The sequence below is a fragment of the Mesorhizobium sp. P171375 genome (assembly GCF_057786075.1).
Map to the genome: position 1 here is coordinate 193,174 of NZ_JBYNWF010000001.1, position 15,944 is coordinate 209,117.

At 62.4% G+C, this 15,944-nt stretch carries 19 protein-coding genes; 10 read left to right on the forward strand and 9 right to left on the reverse strand.

Going from position 1 to position 15,944, the window contains the following annotated elements:
• Positions 1-4 precede the first annotated feature (4 nt).
• Entirely contained in the window at positions 5-937 is a 933-nt protein-coding gene (locus ACYHH6_RS00960) for a VOC family protein (RefSeq protein ID WP_352585281.1), read from the reverse strand.
• 221 nt (positions 938-1,158) lie between these two features.
• Between ACYHH6_RS00960 and ACYHH6_RS00965 the strand changes: the two genes are divergently transcribed.
• Positions 1,159-2,721, forward strand: a complete 1,563-nt coding sequence (locus tag ACYHH6_RS00965) for an alkaline phosphatase family protein (RefSeq protein ID WP_352585279.1) — start codon at positions 1,159-1,161, stop codon at positions 2,719-2,721.
• A gap of 97 nt (positions 2,722-2,818) precedes the next feature.
• On the opposite strand, the gene ACYHH6_RS00970 is transcribed toward ACYHH6_RS00965, so the two are convergent.
• Positions 2,819-4,144, reverse strand: coding sequence for a PRC-barrel domain-containing protein (locus ACYHH6_RS00970; RefSeq protein WP_352585277.1), 1,326 nt, complete (start codon positions 4,142-4,144; stop codon positions 2,819-2,821).
• A gap of 257 nt (positions 4,145-4,401) precedes the next feature.
• Here ACYHH6_RS00970 and ACYHH6_RS00975 point away from each other — a divergent pair, with 257 nt between their 5' ends.
• Positions 4,402-5,322: a diacylglycerol/lipid kinase family protein gene (locus tag ACYHH6_RS00975; RefSeq protein ID WP_352585275.1), complete on the forward strand. Its 921-nt coding sequence runs from the start codon at positions 4,402-4,404 to the stop codon at positions 5,320-5,322.
• A 26-nt stretch (positions 5,323-5,348) separates the two neighbouring features.
• On the opposite strand, the gene ACYHH6_RS00980 is transcribed toward ACYHH6_RS00975, so the two are convergent.
• Complete coding sequence (locus tag ACYHH6_RS00980) at positions 5,349-5,543, reverse strand: hypothetical protein (protein ID WP_352585274.1); 195 nt, start codon at positions 5,541-5,543, stop codon at positions 5,349-5,351.
• Between the two features lie 157 nt (positions 5,544-5,700).
• On the opposite strand from ACYHH6_RS00980, the gene ACYHH6_RS00985 reads away from it, so the two are divergent.
• On the forward strand, positions 5,701-7,227 hold the full coding sequence (locus ACYHH6_RS00985) for a sensor histidine kinase (RefSeq protein ID WP_352585273.1): 1,527 nt from the start codon (positions 5,701-5,703) through the stop codon (positions 7,225-7,227).
• 20 nt (positions 7,228-7,247) lie between these two features.
• Here the strand turns inward: ACYHH6_RS00985 and ACYHH6_RS00990 are convergent, their stop codons facing one another.
• From ACYHH6_RS00990 to ACYHH6_RS01000, 3 genes are all read right to left on the reverse strand, one after another.
• Positions 7,248-7,709, reverse strand: coding sequence for a hypothetical protein (locus ACYHH6_RS00990; RefSeq protein ID WP_352585271.1), 462 nt, complete (start codon positions 7,707-7,709; stop codon positions 7,248-7,250).
• Positions 7,710-7,721: 12 nt separating this feature from the next.
• The gene (locus tag ACYHH6_RS00995; protein WP_352585269.1) at positions 7,722-8,048 is read right to left on the reverse strand and encodes an ElaB/YgaM/YqjD family protein; all 327 of its coding nucleotides are present in this window, start codon (positions 8,046-8,048) and stop codon (positions 7,722-7,724) included.
• A gap of 130 nt (positions 8,049-8,178) precedes the next feature.
• Entirely contained in the window at positions 8,179-8,940 is a 762-nt protein-coding gene (locus tag ACYHH6_RS01000) for a Crp/Fnr family transcriptional regulator (protein WP_352585267.1), read from the reverse strand.
• A 287-nt stretch (positions 8,941-9,227) separates the two neighbouring features.
• Between ACYHH6_RS01000 and ACYHH6_RS01005 the strand changes: the two genes are divergently transcribed.
• On the forward strand, positions 9,228-9,605 hold the full coding sequence (locus tag ACYHH6_RS01005; protein ID WP_112559504.1) for a response regulator: 378 nt from the start codon (positions 9,228-9,230) through the stop codon (positions 9,603-9,605).
• 51 nt (positions 9,606-9,656) lie between these two features.
• Here the strand turns inward: ACYHH6_RS01005 and ACYHH6_RS01010 are convergent, their stop codons facing one another.
• Together ACYHH6_RS01010 and ACYHH6_RS01015 are read right to left on the reverse strand one after the other, a co-directional pair.
• Positions 9,657-10,208, reverse strand: coding sequence for a sigma-70 family RNA polymerase sigma factor (locus ACYHH6_RS01010; protein WP_023670095.1), 552 nt, complete (start codon positions 10,206-10,208; stop codon positions 9,657-9,659).
• Between the two features lie 3 nt (positions 10,209-10,211).
• Positions 10,212-10,406, reverse strand: a complete 195-nt coding sequence (locus ACYHH6_RS01015; protein WP_112559505.1) for a NepR family anti-sigma factor — start codon at positions 10,404-10,406, stop codon at positions 10,212-10,214.
• 221 nt (positions 10,407-10,627) lie between these two features.
• Between ACYHH6_RS01015 and ACYHH6_RS01020 the strand changes: the two genes are divergently transcribed.
• The 6 genes from ACYHH6_RS01020 to ACYHH6_RS01045 all read left to right on the forward strand — a co-directional run bounded on the left by ACYHH6_RS01020 (position 10,628) and on the right by ACYHH6_RS01045 (position 14,190).
• A complete protein-coding gene (locus ACYHH6_RS01020; RefSeq protein ID WP_192259355.1) occupies positions 10,628-11,422 on the forward strand; it encodes a response regulator in 795 nt (264 codons plus the stop codon).
• Between the two features lie 224 nt (positions 11,423-11,646).
• Positions 11,647-11,814 carry a DUF1328 domain-containing protein gene (locus ACYHH6_RS01025; RefSeq protein ID WP_023670098.1) on the forward strand — a complete coding sequence of 56 codons (168 nt, stop codon included), beginning with the start codon at positions 11,647-11,649 and terminating at the stop codon, positions 11,812-11,814.
• A gap of 167 nt (positions 11,815-11,981) precedes the next feature.
• Positions 11,982-13,022 (forward strand): sensor histidine kinase, encoded by a 1,041-nt coding sequence (locus ACYHH6_RS01030; RefSeq protein ID WP_352585264.1) that lies wholly within the window; start codon positions 11,982-11,984, stop codon positions 13,020-13,022.
• A gap of 181 nt (positions 13,023-13,203) precedes the next feature.
• Positions 13,204-13,386 carry a hypothetical protein gene (locus ACYHH6_RS01035; RefSeq protein WP_352585263.1) on the forward strand — a complete coding sequence of 61 codons (183 nt, stop codon included), beginning with the start codon at positions 13,204-13,206 and terminating at the stop codon, positions 13,384-13,386.
• Positions 13,387-13,537: 151 nt separating this feature from the next.
• Positions 13,538-13,864, forward strand: a complete 327-nt coding sequence (locus tag ACYHH6_RS01040; RefSeq protein WP_352585261.1) for a hypothetical protein — start codon at positions 13,538-13,540, stop codon at positions 13,862-13,864.
• Positions 13,865-13,947: 83 nt separating this feature from the next.
• Positions 13,948-14,190, forward strand: a complete 243-nt coding sequence (locus ACYHH6_RS01045; protein WP_112559509.1) for a YMGG-like glycine zipper-containing protein — start codon at positions 13,948-13,950, stop codon at positions 14,188-14,190.
• 38 nt (positions 14,191-14,228) lie between these two features.
• Here ACYHH6_RS01045 and ACYHH6_RS01050 read toward each other — a convergent pair whose 3' ends face one another.
• Positions 14,229-15,875, reverse strand: coding sequence for a CHASE domain-containing protein (locus tag ACYHH6_RS01050; RefSeq protein WP_352585259.1), 1,647 nt, complete (start codon positions 15,873-15,875; stop codon positions 14,229-14,231).
• Positions 15,876-15,944 lie beyond the last annotated feature (69 nt).

Sequence of the window (15,944 nt, forward strand, 5' to 3'; positions counted from 1 at the left end):
TGTCTCAGCCTTCCAGCTTCTGCAGATGTTCTTCGAGATAGGGCCTGAGATGCTGGTGCTGCGTCGGCAATTTCAGCGCCTCGCCGAGATGGGCGGTGTCCTCGTCGCGGTCGAAACCCGGCTCATTCGTGGCGACTTCGAATAGCACGCCGCCCGGCGTGCGGAAGTAGATCGCCCAGAAATAATCGCGGTCGATCACCGGCGTCACGCCGTAGCCCGTATCGATCAGCGCCTTGCGCACTTCGAGCTGCTTGGCGCGGTTCTCCACGGCGAAGGCGACATGATGGACAGAGCCGGCGCCGAGATTGGCGAAGCCAGCCGTCGGCAGCGATTCGATGTCGACGACATCGGCGCCGTTGCCGTTCTTCACCGCCAGCCGGCTGACATTGCCGGATTTGTCGACCTCCTCGTAACCCATGAACTTCAACAGCTCCTCCGTGGCGCCGCCATCCTTGAGGCGCAGCGACACCGAATGAAAGCCGCGGATCGCTTCGTCGGCGGGAACACCGCCCTTCAACCACGGCGCGCGGCTGTCGGCCTTGTCTTCGACCAGCGCGAAGCCATCGCCATCGGGACCGGCGAAGGCAAGCCGCTTCTCGCCGAATGTTTCTTCGCGCGAGAGACCGCTGACGCCTTCATCGGCAAAGCGCTTTTCCCAATAGCCAAGCGTGCCCGCCGGCACGGAGTAGGCCGTGGTGCCGACCTCGCCGACGCCGTGGCGGCCCCTGGCAATATCCGGGAACGGAAAATAGGTCATCACCGAGCCCGGCGTGCCGTGCTCGTCGCCATAGTAGAGGTGATAGACGTCAGGCGCGTCAAAATTGACGGTTTTCTTGACCCGGCGCAGGCCGAGCTTGTGAGTGAAGAAATCATTGTTCTGGCGCGCATCGCCGGCCATTGACGTGACGTGATGCAGGCCCTTGATCTGGTCGAGCATTGTCTTGCTCCTTCCCTTGGTGTTTGTGCGGCCCTCGCCGCTGTCCACGCCTATATGAGGGGCCGCCCGGCGCAGGCAAAGGCGGCAAACTCAGAATGGACTGTATCCCAATCGTGAACAGTAGAAAAATTTCGTTCACCATTTCAGTAAAGCTGACGGTCTTGCGCCGCCGCCAGAATCCGGTTCATTGAGCGTCTTCCCGACGTGACAGGATACAGCTATTGGCCGCGAAAAGCAGACGTCCGAACATCCTCCTGATCTCCTGCGACCAGTGGCGCGGCGATTGCCTGTCGGCTGCCGGCCATCCCACGGTGAAGACACCGAACGCCGATGCGCTGGCCGCCGAGGGTGTCCTTTTCAAGCGACATTACGGCGGTGCGGCGCCCTGCTCGCCGGCACGCGCTTGCCTCTACACCGGCCTGTACCAGATGAACAACCGCGTCTGCCGCAACGGCACGCCGCTCGACGCCCGCCACGGCAACATCGCGCTTTCGGCCCGCGCCCTCGGTTATGATCCGACGCTGTTCGGCTACACCGACGTCTCGTCCGATCCGCGCACGTTGGCGCCGGGCGATCCCCGGCTGAAAACCTACGAGGGCGTGCTGCCCGGCTTCAGCGTGCGCCAGTTCCTGCCCGAGCATCAGAAACCATGGTTGTCATGGCTGACGGCGCGCGGGCTCGACACCAGCGCCGGCTCTCCCGGCATCCATCGCCCCCTCGGCGAGGAAGCAAGCGACGGGACGACCAACGCGCCGCCGGTCTATTCCAGGGACGAGACACCGACGGCTTTCCTCGCCGGCGAATTCATCCGCTGGCTGGGCGAACAGGATGCGCCCTGGTTCGCGCATGTGTCCTTCATCAGCCCGCATCCGCCCTTCATCGTGCCCGAACCTTACAACACGCTGTATGATCCCACGGACGGCCCGGCCTTCCCTCGTGGCGAAAGCTGGCAGGCGGAGGCGGAAAGCCATCCCTATCTGGCCTACGATCTCGGCCGGCAAAGGCGTAAGAACTTCCGCCCCGGCACTGACGGCAAGGTGCGCGACTGGGGGGACGACAACATCCGCGCCATCCGCGCGATCTATTACGGCATGATCTCGGAGGTCGACGTGCAGCTTGGCCGCATCTGGCAGGCGATCAAGGCGGCCGGAGCCTGGGACGACACGATCGTTATCCTGACATCGGACCACGCAGAGATGATGGGCGACCATTTCATGCTCGGCAAAGGCGGTTTCTTTGACGGCAGCTATCACATCCCGCTGATCGTCCGCGACCCGCGCCGCGGCGAGGCGGCGGGCTCGACCGTCGATCGCTTCACCGAGGCCGTCGACATCTTCCCGACCTTGCTCGACCTGCTGGATGCCGACGCCCAGCCGCATCTCGACGGCTGCTCGCTGAAACCGTTCCTGGAAGGTAAACCGCCCAAGGATTGGCGCGACGCCGCGCATTGGGAGTTCGATTTCCGCTCCATTGCTGAAGGGGAAGCCGAGCGGCACTTCGGCATCGCCTCGTGTCAGTGCAACCTCGCCGTCATCCGCACGGAAGACTTCAAATACGTGCACTTCGGCGGCGGCCTGCCGCCGCTGCTGTTCGACCTGAAAAAGGATCCGGGCGAGCTGGCCAATGTTGCCGCCGACCCGACCTACCTCGCCGCGCGGCTCGAATTTGCCGAGCGTCTGCTTGCCTGGCGCGCCGAACATCTCGATCAGTCGCTGGCGCTGGCAGAGCTGACCGAGGATGGCGTGGCTGGGTATGTGAGTAGGGCAGTAGGCAGTAGGCAGTAGGCAGTAGGCAGTAGGAAAAGTATGGGATAGCCGGTGCTGTCGCGCTCCCTAATTTTATCCCTACTGCCTTACTGCCGTACTGCCCTACTCCCTTCCTTTACTGCATCATCAACCGCTGCTCATCCCGCTTCTCGGCGTAGCTGCCCTTGTCGTAGGCAGCCTGCGCCTGAAGCTGCTCCTTGGTGAAGTTGGTGTAGAGATACTTCTTGCCGTCCTTGTCGGTCATGAATTTGAGCTTGTCCATGCCGATCGCGACCTCCTTTGCGCCAATGCCGAGGAAGCCGCCGACATCGACGATCACCGCATCCGGCTTGCTGTCGGGTGCCAGCACGACGTCGCCGATCTCGCCGACCTTGACGTCGTTTGCGCCATAGACGGTCGTGCCTTTCAGATCGTCGCCCCTGATCTCGCCGACTGGCATTTCTGTCAGCGTCGATTTGTCGATGGCTGCGGTCTGCGTCGGGTCGGTGGCCTTCACGTCAGGTGACTCGGCCGCCGGAGCCTCGGCTGTCTTGTCCATCGGCGCCGCTGTGTCAGCCGGAGCGGCAGGCGGCGCAGTGGCTGCCGGGGCAGCGGGTGTCCCGGCGTCGGACATCGTCGTCACCGGCACCGGATCATAGACCTTGCGGTCGAAATCCGGCTGTGCCTGCAGTTCCTCCTTGGTTGTCTGCGCCACCAGCCAGCGATCGCCATTCTTCTCCGCCCACTGCGCCTTGGCGAAATCATAGGTGACGTTCTTTTCGCCGATACCGAGGAAGCCGCCGACGCCGATTACCAAGGACTGCGCCTTGCCCTCCTTGGTCAGCACGATGTCGTTGACGTCGCCGATGTTCTCGGCATCATCAGCGGTACCGTTATAGACGGTCTCTCCGACAATGTTGGTGGCAAGGTTGCCTTCGGCGCGTTTCACCACCGGCTCTGACGGCGCGGCGTTGAGGTCGACAGGCTTCTGCGGATCGTTCTGCGCACTGTCGGTGGAAGCAGGCGCAGGAGCCGGATCATAAGGTTTGCGGTCGAAGTCCGGCAGCGCCGTCAGTGCTTCCTTTGTCGTCTCGGCGACCAGCCAACGGTCGCCGTTCTTCTCGACCCATTGCAGCTTGCCGTAGTCGAAGGCGACGTTCTTGCTGCCGATACCCAGGAACCCGCCGACGCCGATGATGGCGGATTTGGCCTGGCCGTGTTCATCGAAGACGACATCACTGACGTCACCGATCTTCTGCGCATCATCAGCGGTGCCGTTATAGACGGATTCACCGATAACATTGGTCATCAGGGCGCCCTCGGCCCGCTGCGCGGCCGGCGCGATGGTGGCGGGGGCTTCAGCCGGCGCCGGGGTCGTCGCCGGGGCGGTCGTTGACTGCGCAAACGCACCAGTTGCGATCAGCGTTGCGAGCGCGGTCGTCGCGAAAAGAGTGCGGATCATGATTAAGTCTCCTCTTGCGTGATCTCGTGCGCGCCGCAACCGGCAAACCGTCGCCGGGAGACCGAAAGCGGCGCCTCCAATACGTTCACAACGTCGTGACAAGGCGCTTGTTCCGAAAAAACGGGGGCATCGGGATACCTCGGGCAAGTCCGTGGAATCACCCGACATTTCCGGCCGGCCGATGGAACCTTTGTAAGGCTTCGCCGTTTCAGCCTGCGGCTGGGCATTCCAGCCGCTAAAATGAATACGGAGCGGGCATGCGATTTGCGGCGGTGCTGAACCGGGACGGCGGCACCTTGCGGACGACCGATCTTTCCGCGTTTTCGGACCGGATGCGCCAGACGCTTGAGGCGGCTGGCCACACCATCGATATCGACATCGTCGAAGGCAAGGACATTGTCGCAGCGCTCGACAAGGTCGCCTCGCGACGCGGCATCGAGGTGGTGCTGGCCGGTGGCGGCGACGGCACCATTTCGGCCGCTGCGGCGCGGCTGATGAATAGCAAGAAAGCCTTAGCTGTCCTGCCTGCAGGGACCATGAACCTGTTCGCCCGCGGCCTGGGCATTCCGCAGACCCTCGACGGGGCCCTGACTTCCTTTGCTAACGGCGAGGTCATCGCGATCGATATCGCCAGTGCCAATGGCCGACCTTTCGTGCATCAGTTCTCGATCGGCCTTCACGCCAGGATGGTGAGGCTCCGCGACACCATGGAGTTTGCTTCGCGCCTGGGAAAGATCCGTGCTTCGGCAAAGGCCGCCTGGACGACGATCAACAATCCACCCGCCATGAAGGTGACATTGACGGTTGGCGACGCCGAGATCATCACCCGTATCAGCGGCATCGGCATCTCCAACAATCTGTTCGGCGAGGGCCACCTGCCCTATGCCGACAACCCTGCCGGCGGCGTGCTCGGCATCTATGTCACCGTGGCGCGACAGCGCGGCGAACTGGCCAGGGCCCTCTTCGACATGGTGCGCGGCAGATGGCGCGACAGCGACCATGTCGAAATCCATCAGGCCGATAAGGCAGTCGTGAAAATCCACACCGGAAGCAAGAAATTCGGCGCCGTCATCGACGGTGAACTGGTCAAGCTGGAGCGCGAAACAATTGTGCAGATTCACCCCGGCGCGTTGAATGTTCTGGTTCCGGCGCGGGCTGCGCAGGCAAAGGCCGCCTGATGCGAGCGCCTAACAAGAGGCGCGCTTCAGCCGCCGGCTGGCTGGTCCTGCCCGGCGGGCGCGCTCTGGTTGGCGGGAGCCCTGTTGTCGATCTTTTCGCCATAAATCTCGGCGGCGCCCCAGGCGATGAAGGCCAGCAGCAGCGCGGCGATCAGAATGCGCAGCCCATGCCAACCCCAGCGCCCCTGGCGGGCCTTGTTCTCAGGGATGATCTTGGTCATTGGCGCCGTTCCCATCATGCGACTGCAGGCGTGGCGGATAAAACCACGGCTGGCGAAACATGGTCGGGTAACGATTGGTTGCTACAAAAGTTCCGGGTCCCGACGGCAGCGCACAACGCGCGGCACTGCGGATGGGACCTGCAAGCGAGGGGACTTGGTGGATAAGAAGGTGGAGAAGGGTCTGCCGGCCGACGTTCGACGCGCCGTGGCGACGCCGGAGCGGCTTGCCGTGCTGCACGGGCTCGACGCGATCGACACGGCCTCCGATCCCGACTTCGATCACATCACCGGTCTTGCCGCCGCCGTGATGCAGGCGCCAATCGCCTTGGTCACGTTGCTCGATACCGAACGACAATGGTTCAAGTCCTGTGTCGGACTGGACGAGACCGAGACCGCCACCGACATCTCGTTTTGCGCGCACGCCATTGCCGCCGGCGACGAGCCTATGGTGGTGACCAATGCCAGCATCGATCCCCGCTTCGCCGCCAATCCGCTCGTGACCGGTAAGCATCATCTGCGGTTCTATGTCGGCGCGCCCATGGTGGTGGCCGGTGCGCGCATTGGCACCGTATGCGTACTCGACCGGGAACCGCATGACTTTCCGTCCCCTGCCGCACTCGATCAACTGAAGGCGTTGGCCAGTCTCGCCGCCAGCCTGTTTACGCTCAAAAACGCCACCCGCAGCGGCGCCATCGCCGCCGCAGCTTTGGTGCAGGAGGAAAAGCGCCGCGCCATCGCGCTCGATGCCGCCTCGCTTGCCAGTTGGGCCTGGGATATCCGCACCGACATGATCGAATGCGATGTGCGCCTGTCGGAACTGTTCAATCTGCCGCGCTCGAACCGGTTGCGGGCGCGCGACATATTGGGCGCCATCGACCCGCGCGACGTATACCAGACCGAGACGCGCTTTCGCGACGCCCTGACCGGCAGCGACGATTATTTCGGCGAATACCGGGTCAAGGGCTTCGATCCGCCGCGCTGGATAGCCACCCGCGGGCGCGTCATCGAGCGCGACGGCGAAGGCAAACCGACGCTGATCTTCGGCGTCAACTACGACATATCGGAACGCAAGCTCGGTGAGGAGCGGCAAAGGCTGTTGTTGCGCGAGCTCAACCACCGGGTCAAGAACACGTTGGCGACGGTGCAGGCACTGGCGACGCAGACCGTTCGCCACGCCCGCCGCCCAAGCGAATTCCTCGAAGCCTTCGGCGCTAGGCTGCAGGCGCTGGGGGCTGCCCATAACCTCTTGTCCGATCGCGAATGGCGCGGCATCGGCATCCGCGAACTGATGCAGATAGAGGTTAAGCCGTTCGATTCGACCCAACAGCCGCGCATCGCGATTTCCGGCCCGGATCTGCTGCTTTCGCCCGACCAGGCGGTGGGGCTCGGCCTGATCATGCACGAACTGGCCAGCAACGCGCTGCAATACGGATCGCTGTCGGTGGGCTCGGGAAAGGTCGACGTCGACTGGAAGGCGCTGGGCAAGAAAGGCGCACGCCGCCTTGTGCTGACCTGGCGCGAAAGCGGTGGGCCGCAGGTCCAGCCGCCGGAACGCCAGGGATTCGGCTCGATCCTGATCCGCCGCAGCCTGGCCAAGGTTTTGTCCAGCGAGGTTGTGCACGAGTTCCGTCGGGAAGGCGTGTTCGCGGAAATATCGATGCCGCTGGAAGATTTGCCGAGCTGAAGCGTCGGGGGAGTTCGGGCCTACTCGACATCGCCGTCCGGATCGCCCGGGCGCGGTTTGACGTTTTCCTTGTAGATGGCATAGGCCACCAGCGCGATGATCGGTCCAAGGACAAGTTCCTTGCCGCCTTTCCCCTTGAGCAGCGACGGCAATACGGCAAGGGCCGCCGTGATGCCGAGTGCCTTGAGGTCGGCATTGCGCCTTCGCGCACGTCTACGGGCGCGCGTGCCGGCCGCCAGTTGATGGATGAGCAGGATGAGCCCGGCGAGCACCAAGAAGCCGGCCGCGAAGCCCAGGCAGGCCGCCATCGACCCATAGCGGTCGGCGGCCCAGATATAGGCCGCCCCGAGGAGAAATCCGAGCCCGCACAGAGCCGCAACCGCGGCGACCCCATAGACGATCGCCGCCGTGCGCGCGCGGCGCATGGCGGCAATGGCTTCACCCGAGGCCAAAGCCGAAATCAACGATGCCAGCGTCCCCATCTCTAGCGAAAACTAGCGCCGGGCGAGAAGCGCGAACAGAAAGCCGACGCCGGCTGCGATGGCCAGCGACGTCACCGGCTTTTCGCGCACATTGGCGGTGATCTGGGCTTCGATATCCTTGGCGTTGCCGCGCAGGCTGTCGAAGGCAGCCTCACCCTGGGCGCGCAACTGCTCGACGCCTTCGGCGGCAGCGCGCCGCGCCGTTCCGTAGCCATGCTCGCCGGTCTTGGCCAATTGCTTGGTCAGCTTTTCGATGTCGGCCTTCAACTGCCGGATATCGGCTTCGAGGTCGGCGTTCGTCTGGGTTTCGCCAGCGGTTTTTCCTGCGGCAGTTGCCATTCTATAACTCCTTGCGTTTGCTTGGTTTCAAACGCCCCACACACGTCAAGGTTCCGAAATCGGAGACCATATCCATGAAAGGGTGTTTGCCTGTGCGAGTCCAGCCCGGCGGGACTCGTTCAGATCAACCTCAGATCAGCGGCCGGCGGCCCTCGCTCAAGCCCTCCCAGCGTGCGAGGTCCTTCAGCGCCTCCCGGTCGACCACTTCGCAACCGCCGTCGCGCCAGACGATCAGCTTGCGGTCGATCAGCTTGCGGATCGTCTTGTTGGTGTGGACCAGAGACAGGCCGAGGGTATCGGCGACGTGTTGCTGCGTGATCGGGATTTGCACTGGCGCCTTGCCGTTGAGCCCGACTATCGCCGCGCGGCTGGCGATGAAAGCGATCAGATAGGCGGTGCGCTCGAGCGCCGTGCGCCTACCGATGCTGAGCAAATTCTCGTCCAGCATGCGCTCCTCGCGCGATGCCAGCCAGGTGATATCGTAGGCAAGGCCCGGATGGTTGCGGTAGAGCTCGTGCAGGTTTTCGCGCTCGAAGACGCACAACAGCATCGGCGACAGCGCCTCGATCGAGTGCTGCATCTCACCAAGCAGGCTGCCCTGCAGGCCGATGAGATCGCCGGGCATCGAATAGTTCAGAATCTGGCGGCGGCCGTCCGACAGCAATTTGTAGCGGAAAGCCCAGCCCGACAGCACCGTGTAGAGATGAGCACTGTGGCTGCCTTCGACCAGCACAGTGGCGCCTTTGTCGACGGCAAGTTCGCCCTTCTTGAACGTGCTGACGAACGCAAGCTCCTGCTTCTCGAAGTCCCGGAACACCTGCAACGGCCAGAGCGGGCACTTCTCGCACGGATATTGGCGACTGGAAAAGGAACGACCGTTCTGGCCAGACATTTCGACCCCTCTTCGAAAGCCTCTTTGACAGAGACTGACTGCAACGCCTTTGCGAGGGCCACGGTTCCACCGCCGGCGGTGGGGCATGTCTTTTTTAAATGACAGGATGGCAAATACCGATCATGACTCGCTGCGCTCCAGTGAGGTGAATTCGAAACCTGCCTGACGTTGGAGCAGATCCGGCGAGCGAATTCGGATAAAAGCTACCGACGGGCCTCCTGTCCGATGCGGTTTTGATTTGGAGTCCCTGAACCCTGATGCCGCAAGAATTTAGGAGACATTGCCAGGTGCCGCCATTGCTCGAGGGATTGCGAATTCTTGTCCTGGAGGATGAATTCCTGATCGCCATGGATGTCGAGCAGCTTTGCCGCGACCATGGCGCCGGCGACGTGGTGATTGCCCGCGACCTGGCAGAGATCGACGAGCAGACGATCGCCGACAAGTTTGACGGCGTTATCGTCGACCTGATGCTGAGTGGAACGTCGACGCTCGACTTCGCCGCGCAACTGCGCCAGGCGGGCACGCCCTTCGTCTTTGCCTCCGGCTATTCGGACGCGGACGAGATCAGGGCGTCTTTCCCCGGCGTACGACTGGTAACCAAGCCATATTCGGGAGACGATCTCGTCGGGGCGCTGGCGGTGGCCTGCGGCCGCGCGCCAGTCTGAAATGCCTTCGATCGGTACTTGAGAGCCCGAGCCCGCAAACGGGCTCCGCTGTCAGGCGGCGTTTGAGCCGGTAACCTGCGACGAGATGGCGTCGGGGCCGTATTCGTCTTCGCCGGAGATTTTCAGGATCTCCTGCAGCCGTGTGCGAGCCCGACTGACCCGGCTCTTGATCGTTCCGACCGCGCAACCGCAAATCTCGGCCGCCTCCTCATAGGAAAAGCCGGAAGCGCCGATGAGGATGATGGCTTCGCGCTGGTCCTCGGGCAATTGCTCGAGCGCGCCGCGAAAATCCTTGAGGTCGAGCTGGCCGTGCTGGGCCGGATGAACGGCGAGCCTGGCGGTCATGATGCCGTCGCTGTCCTGCACCTCGCGGCCGCGCTTGCGCATCTGCGAATAGAACTCGTTGCGCAGGATGGTGAACAGCCATGCCTTGAGATTGGTGCCGGGCTGGAAGCTCTCATGCTTGTCCCAGGCCTTGACCAGCGTCTCCTGCACCAGATCGTCGGCCTTGTCGGCATTCTGCGTCAGCGACACGGCAAAGGCCCGCAGGCTCGGGATCGAGCCGAGCAGATCGGTCTTGAACCCTTGTGAGACAGCTGCCATGCCTCAGTCCTTCTTCTGTGCGGGTTCGGCCTGTTCCAGTTGCCTGAGCAACTGGGCGAAGCGATCCGGCACATTGTCGGAGACCAGCTCGTCATAATATTGTTTGAGTTTGCGGCCGATTTCCGAATTCGCCCCGAGCGGGTCACCGGAATTGGCCCGGCGCCTGCCAGCGGCGCCAGCCAGTGTTTCTTTATTCATGTCCTCATTTCGCCCTTAAATTCCAGCGCCTTAGCCGCCCTGTTACACAACGCCAAAAGCGGCCCCCTCGTCTGGTTGCCCATCGCACCACAAACGTCGTCCTTGGAGATTCGTTCCACAACCCTCGGAACTTTTTCACAAAACCCGCGTTGTTTGCCGGGGCTTGCAATCAGCTTGACCTAGAATCTATGCAATTACGTCATCTGAGGGAGACGTCTATCATGAGCCTTTCCGCAACCATTGCTCCGCACCTGCCGTTCCTGCGCCGCTTCTCGCGCGCCGTTTCGGGATCGCAGGAGAGTGGCGATGCGCTGGTCGCCGCGATGCTCGAAGCCATCATCGCCGATGTCGACATCTTCCCCGAAGCGTCGAACGACCGCATCGCGATCTATAAGGTTTTCGCAAAATTGTTCACCTCCATTGCCATCCGCGTTCCGCAGGAGCATGCGCAATCGGCATGGGAGCAGCGCGCCGCCGCCAATCTGAACGCCATTGCGCCACGGCCCCGCCAGGCCTTCCTGTTGGTCGCCGTCGAAGGCTTTAGCGAGGACGAGGCGGCTGAAATTCTCGATGTCGACGCCAGGGAATTCTCCGAACTGCTGGCCCAGGCGAGCAACGAGATCTCCCGCCAGGTGGCGACCGACGTGCTGATCATCGAGGACGAGCCGCTGATCGCCATGGATATCGAGGAAATGGTCGAGAGCCTCGGCCACCGTGTCGTCGGCACCGCCCGCACCCATGCCGAGGCGGTGGCGATGTTCGGCAAGACAAGGCCGAAGATGGTGCTGGCCGACATCCAGCTTGCCGACGGCAGCTCGGGCATCGATGCGGTCAACGAAATCCTGTCGTCGACCTCGGTGCCGGTGATCTTCATCACCGCCTTCCCCGAACGTCTGCTGACCGGCGAGCGGCCCGAACCCGCTTTCCTCGTCACCAAGCCGTTCAATCCAGACATGGTCAAGGCGCTGATCAGCCAGGCGCTGTTCTTCGACCGTCAGGCCAAGGCCGCCGCCTGACACAATCTCCAACGTCGCCGCATCCCGGCGTTGCCAAGCACTGGCGATCGTCCACCCGGTGATCGCCAGTTGTCGGCCGCTCCATGCCGCGCTTTGCGTGGTCGCGCTCGCGTGCCCCGAATCAATTCGCGTCCGGGCCCTTCCAAAGCCTGTCTTTTTCGGCAAATGGTGGAACAAACACCAACCACCCACGTTTTTATCTCAGCATCGGAAGGAGACGGATCATGCTCTACTGGGCGCTCGTATTTCTTGTCGTGGCGATCATCGCCGGCGCGCTTGGTTTCGGCGGTATCGCCGGCACCTCCGCCGGCATCGCGCAAATCTTGTTCTTCATCTTTCTCGCCTTCCTCGTCATCTCGCTTCTGGCCGGCCTGTTCAGGCGGGCCTCGTAAGACCGGCAGCGAGCCAACACTGGAAGCCGCACCCCTCAAACGGTTTCCAGTCACCGCCGGGCGGTGTCCTTCAACGGGACACCGTCCGGCGGACCTGTTTTGGGGGCTTATTTCAGGAACTGATTTCAGCGTGAATCGTTCAGCTTGAGTGGGTGGACAGGTGACTGATGCGTTCCAGAGGCGGAGAGACAGGCGAAAGCGGGCGGAATGACGAAGTCATCGCCCTGCATCCCGCTGAAAGCGGCATGCAGCTCGGCCGCGCCTTGCTCCATGCCCTGCATAATGCCGGCATTTCCGTTCTGTACCAGGACCGCGAAATGAAGACCGTGTGGGCGCGCAACATGCGTGAGCCATGGGCTTCCGATACTGCGGACAGTAACGGCATCCTGCCGCCGGCGCAGGCCGACCACATCGATATCACCAAACGCCAAGTCATCGCTTCCGGCCATCCTGAACGCCTCGAGCTCAGCGTTCCCACTGCTGAAGGCATCCGCTGGTTTCAGGTCTGGGTCGATGCCGATCGCGGCGACGGCGGCGATGTCCAAGGCGTTGTCACCACAATGGTGGAGACAACCGAGCAGAAACGCCGAGAACAAACGTTGAAGACGCTGCTGCGCGAGGTCAGCCACCGCTCCAAGAACCTGTTGGCCATCATCCAGAGCATTGCCACACAGACCGGCCGTTATTCCGAGACATCGGACGATTTCCTGACGCGCTTTCGCGGTCGGCTGCAGTCACTGGCCTCCTCCCAGGATCTGGTGACGTCGTCGAATTGGCGGGGTGCTGCACTACGCGAACTAGTCCGTGGCCAGGTCGTGCGCTATGGCGCCGATCCCGCGCAGAGCCTGCGGTTCAATGGCGTCAATCCCTACCTCAATCCCAACGCCGCTCTTCATATCGGCCTGGCCATGCATGAGCTCGCAGTCAATTCATTCAGTTACGGCGCCTTGGCGCGGCCGGATGGCTTCGTCGAGGTAACCGCCAATCTGTCGAGCGTCACGGAGACCGCTGATAAGCCGGCTTTGTCGCTGACCTGGGTCGAGGCCATTGTCGCCAATGACAACAGGCGCACCGAGAAACGATTCGGCAGCGTTGCTCTCGAACGCGTTGTGCCGGTATCGCTGAACGGCACGGCGACGCTGGAAATCACCGGCGACCGCCTCGAATATCGGCTTGTCGTTCCGCACGGCAATTTCGAAACCGAGTGAGCGGCCAGATTTGCCTCAGAGCAATTCCGTCCCGAATTGCGTCAAACAGAGAGCCCGGAGCGCCGGATTCCTTAACCGGCTGTTCACCATAAAGTCCGATGCTGAGGCACCCAGAGATTGCCGGCTCTTGACCAATTCAACCGACGCTTCGGCCGTGGCCTGCAACCCAACTATGGGAGGAATGATCTTGACGGTTGCCGATATGAACAGGCTGGAGCAGGCCGCCCGCGTCTCGATGAGCGGCTTTCAGGATCCTTATGCTTCCGCCTCGCCTGCGCCATACGCCTGGCATCCCTTGCTTCGTTTCGCCGCTGTCGCGCTCGTCGCCGCCATCGTTCTGATCGTGGCGTTGCAGCTGGGCTGAGCCACGTTCGCTTCGGGTTCACGCTGCTCCCAAATCTGGCTTAGCTGAAGGCTGGTCTGGCTCCTGGCCAGCCGATTATTAACGTCCCCAGCTTGCATCCCAGGAACTTTGACGGCTGTGGACCGTTCTTGTGGCGAGAGGATTTTTCGCCGTGGAACACATCGCCGCTTTGCTCCTGGTTATCGGCTGTTCGAACAGCATGACCGAATGCCGCGAACTGTCGGTGCCGGTCAGCGTGTTCGAAACCGCGGAGGCATGCACCGCCGAGCGGCCTTTTGCCATGGGCGACGTGCAGGGCCAGGCCCCGCATGTCGTCGCCAAATGTCTTGCCGTCGATCCTGCCTTGGAGGACGACTACGACCAGATCGTCTGGAACGTGCGCCCGGACGGTTCACTTGACGCATCCTTGCAGATTTCCAACGTCATGGTCGCGTCGAACGTGGCGCGCCGCGAAAAAGACTATCTTAGCCAACAATAAGATCGAGCGGGCAAAGGCCGCCATTTCATGCTAAATGGCGGCTGGAGCTTACTAAAGTGAGGACGAAAGTGAGGAGAGACTCAATGCGGAAATTGATTATTGCCATGGTTGCCGTGGTCGCCGTCAGCGGCTGCAGCACGACCGAACAGGACGTGGGTGTCGGCACGTTGGTAGGCGCCGGCGTCGGCGGCCTGGTTGGCGGCGGCAAGGGTGCGCTCATCGGCGCAGCCGTTGGTGCCGGTTCCGGTCTGCTGGTGCGCAACCTGCGCAATGGCTATTGTCAGTATCGCGACAATCGCGGCCGGCTCTACACCGCTCGCTGCTGATCCGCTTCAATGCGTCAAACAATCGAGACGGAGACCGGTTAGCCGGTCTCCGTTTGTTTGCGTGTATCGGGCGGCGGAATCCTGATTTCCACTGTAAGCCCGTCGGCACGAAAATCTCTGGCGATCGTGCCGCGCAATTCGCGCGTGACATTGAGATCGATCAGCTTGGTACCGAAGCCGGTCTTGGCCGGCGCTTCGAGTTGCTTCTGCCCGGCCTCGCGCCAGTTCAGAACCAGCATCCTGTCGGATCCGCGCCCTTGGAACGACCAGTCAACTTTAAGCGCGCCGACCGAATTGCCAGCTTCGCCATATTTCAGCGCATTCGTCGCCAGTTCGTGGAAGGTCAGCCCAAGCGCCTGCGTCGTCGTCTCGTCGAGCAGCACCTGAGGGCCTGACAATATCCCTTCCGGAAGCTCCTTGCCGAACACCTGGCCAAGCTCGATGCGCAAGAGATCGCCAAGGTCGGCCTTCTGCCAGCGCGAGCGCGTCAGCATGTCCTGGGAAGCCGCCATTGCCTGCAGGCGAGCCGAGAAGGAAGAGGAGAACTCCTTTACGTCGGTGGCGTGCGCTGCCGTCTGACGCGCGATCGCCAGCACCCGCGTGATCGAATTCTTGATCCGATGCTTCATCTCCTGCAGCATCAGATCCTTTTCGAGCAGGCTCTTTTCCGTCGTCTCGTGCAACAGCGACTTGGCGTCATAGGCGCGCTCCTGATAGCGCGCAACCAGCGCGATCGCGCCCGCCAGGAGCAACCCGAACAAGCCAAGCATCACCGGAATGGCGCGCGAAGACGGCTGCGAGAAAGCGCTGGTCGGCCGAAACAGCACCGTCCACGGCCGGCCGGCGACGATGATCTTGCGCGTCACCAAGAGCCTGTCGCCGAAGCTCGCAACCGGCGGCGTTTCCGACTGGAACAGAAGATTGTCGGCATCGACCTTGCCGTCATAGACTTCGGTGTTGACCGGTAGTAGCGGCGTGCGGCTGAGCGCGGTCTGGAACAGGTCGCGGGCGCGGAAAGCGGCGTATAGAAAGCCTGATGTCGACGACCTGGAGGCGTTAATGCCATCCGGTGCGGTTTCGACATTGAGCCTGACGAACACCAGGAAGCCGGTAAAGGTCTGTGCCGTGCCCGCGCCCTGGCCGAGTTGAACCAGGCCGCTTGCATGCTGTGCGTCATCGGCCATCGCCTTTTCGATCGCTTCGCGCCGCGCCGGTTCGGTGAACATGTCGTAGCCGATGGTCGACTCGTTGGCAGGATCGAGCGGCTCGAACAGCACGACGGGCGTGCGCCAGGACTGTGCCGTGTCCGGATAGACAGCGTGCGGCACGCCACGGTCGCGCAACATGTCGCGCTCGACCGCCGCTTCGTCGCCCGCTTTGGCCAGCCTGAGATAACCGATGCCGCGCAGGCCGGCGAAATTGCTGTCGACGTCGAGCGCGCTGAAGAAGGCCTTGAATTCGCTACGCGAAATCTCGCCATTGCGGGCGTCGAACAGCGCCTGCGTCGAGCGCAGCAGCGACAGATGCAGGTCGATGCGGCTTTCGATACGGTTGAGCGCATCGTCGGCCGTCGCCTCGAATTTGATCCGTGCCGCCTCCTGGGTGGCGAAGTAGGCGAAGCCTGCCATCGTCATGCTGATCAGCGCGACGGCAATGAAGGCGACAATCGGGAAAAACTTCTTCAAAGGATGCTGCGGCCCATGTATCTGGGACCTTTATGGCATGTCACCGCGCCAACACAATGGCGAGGCCAA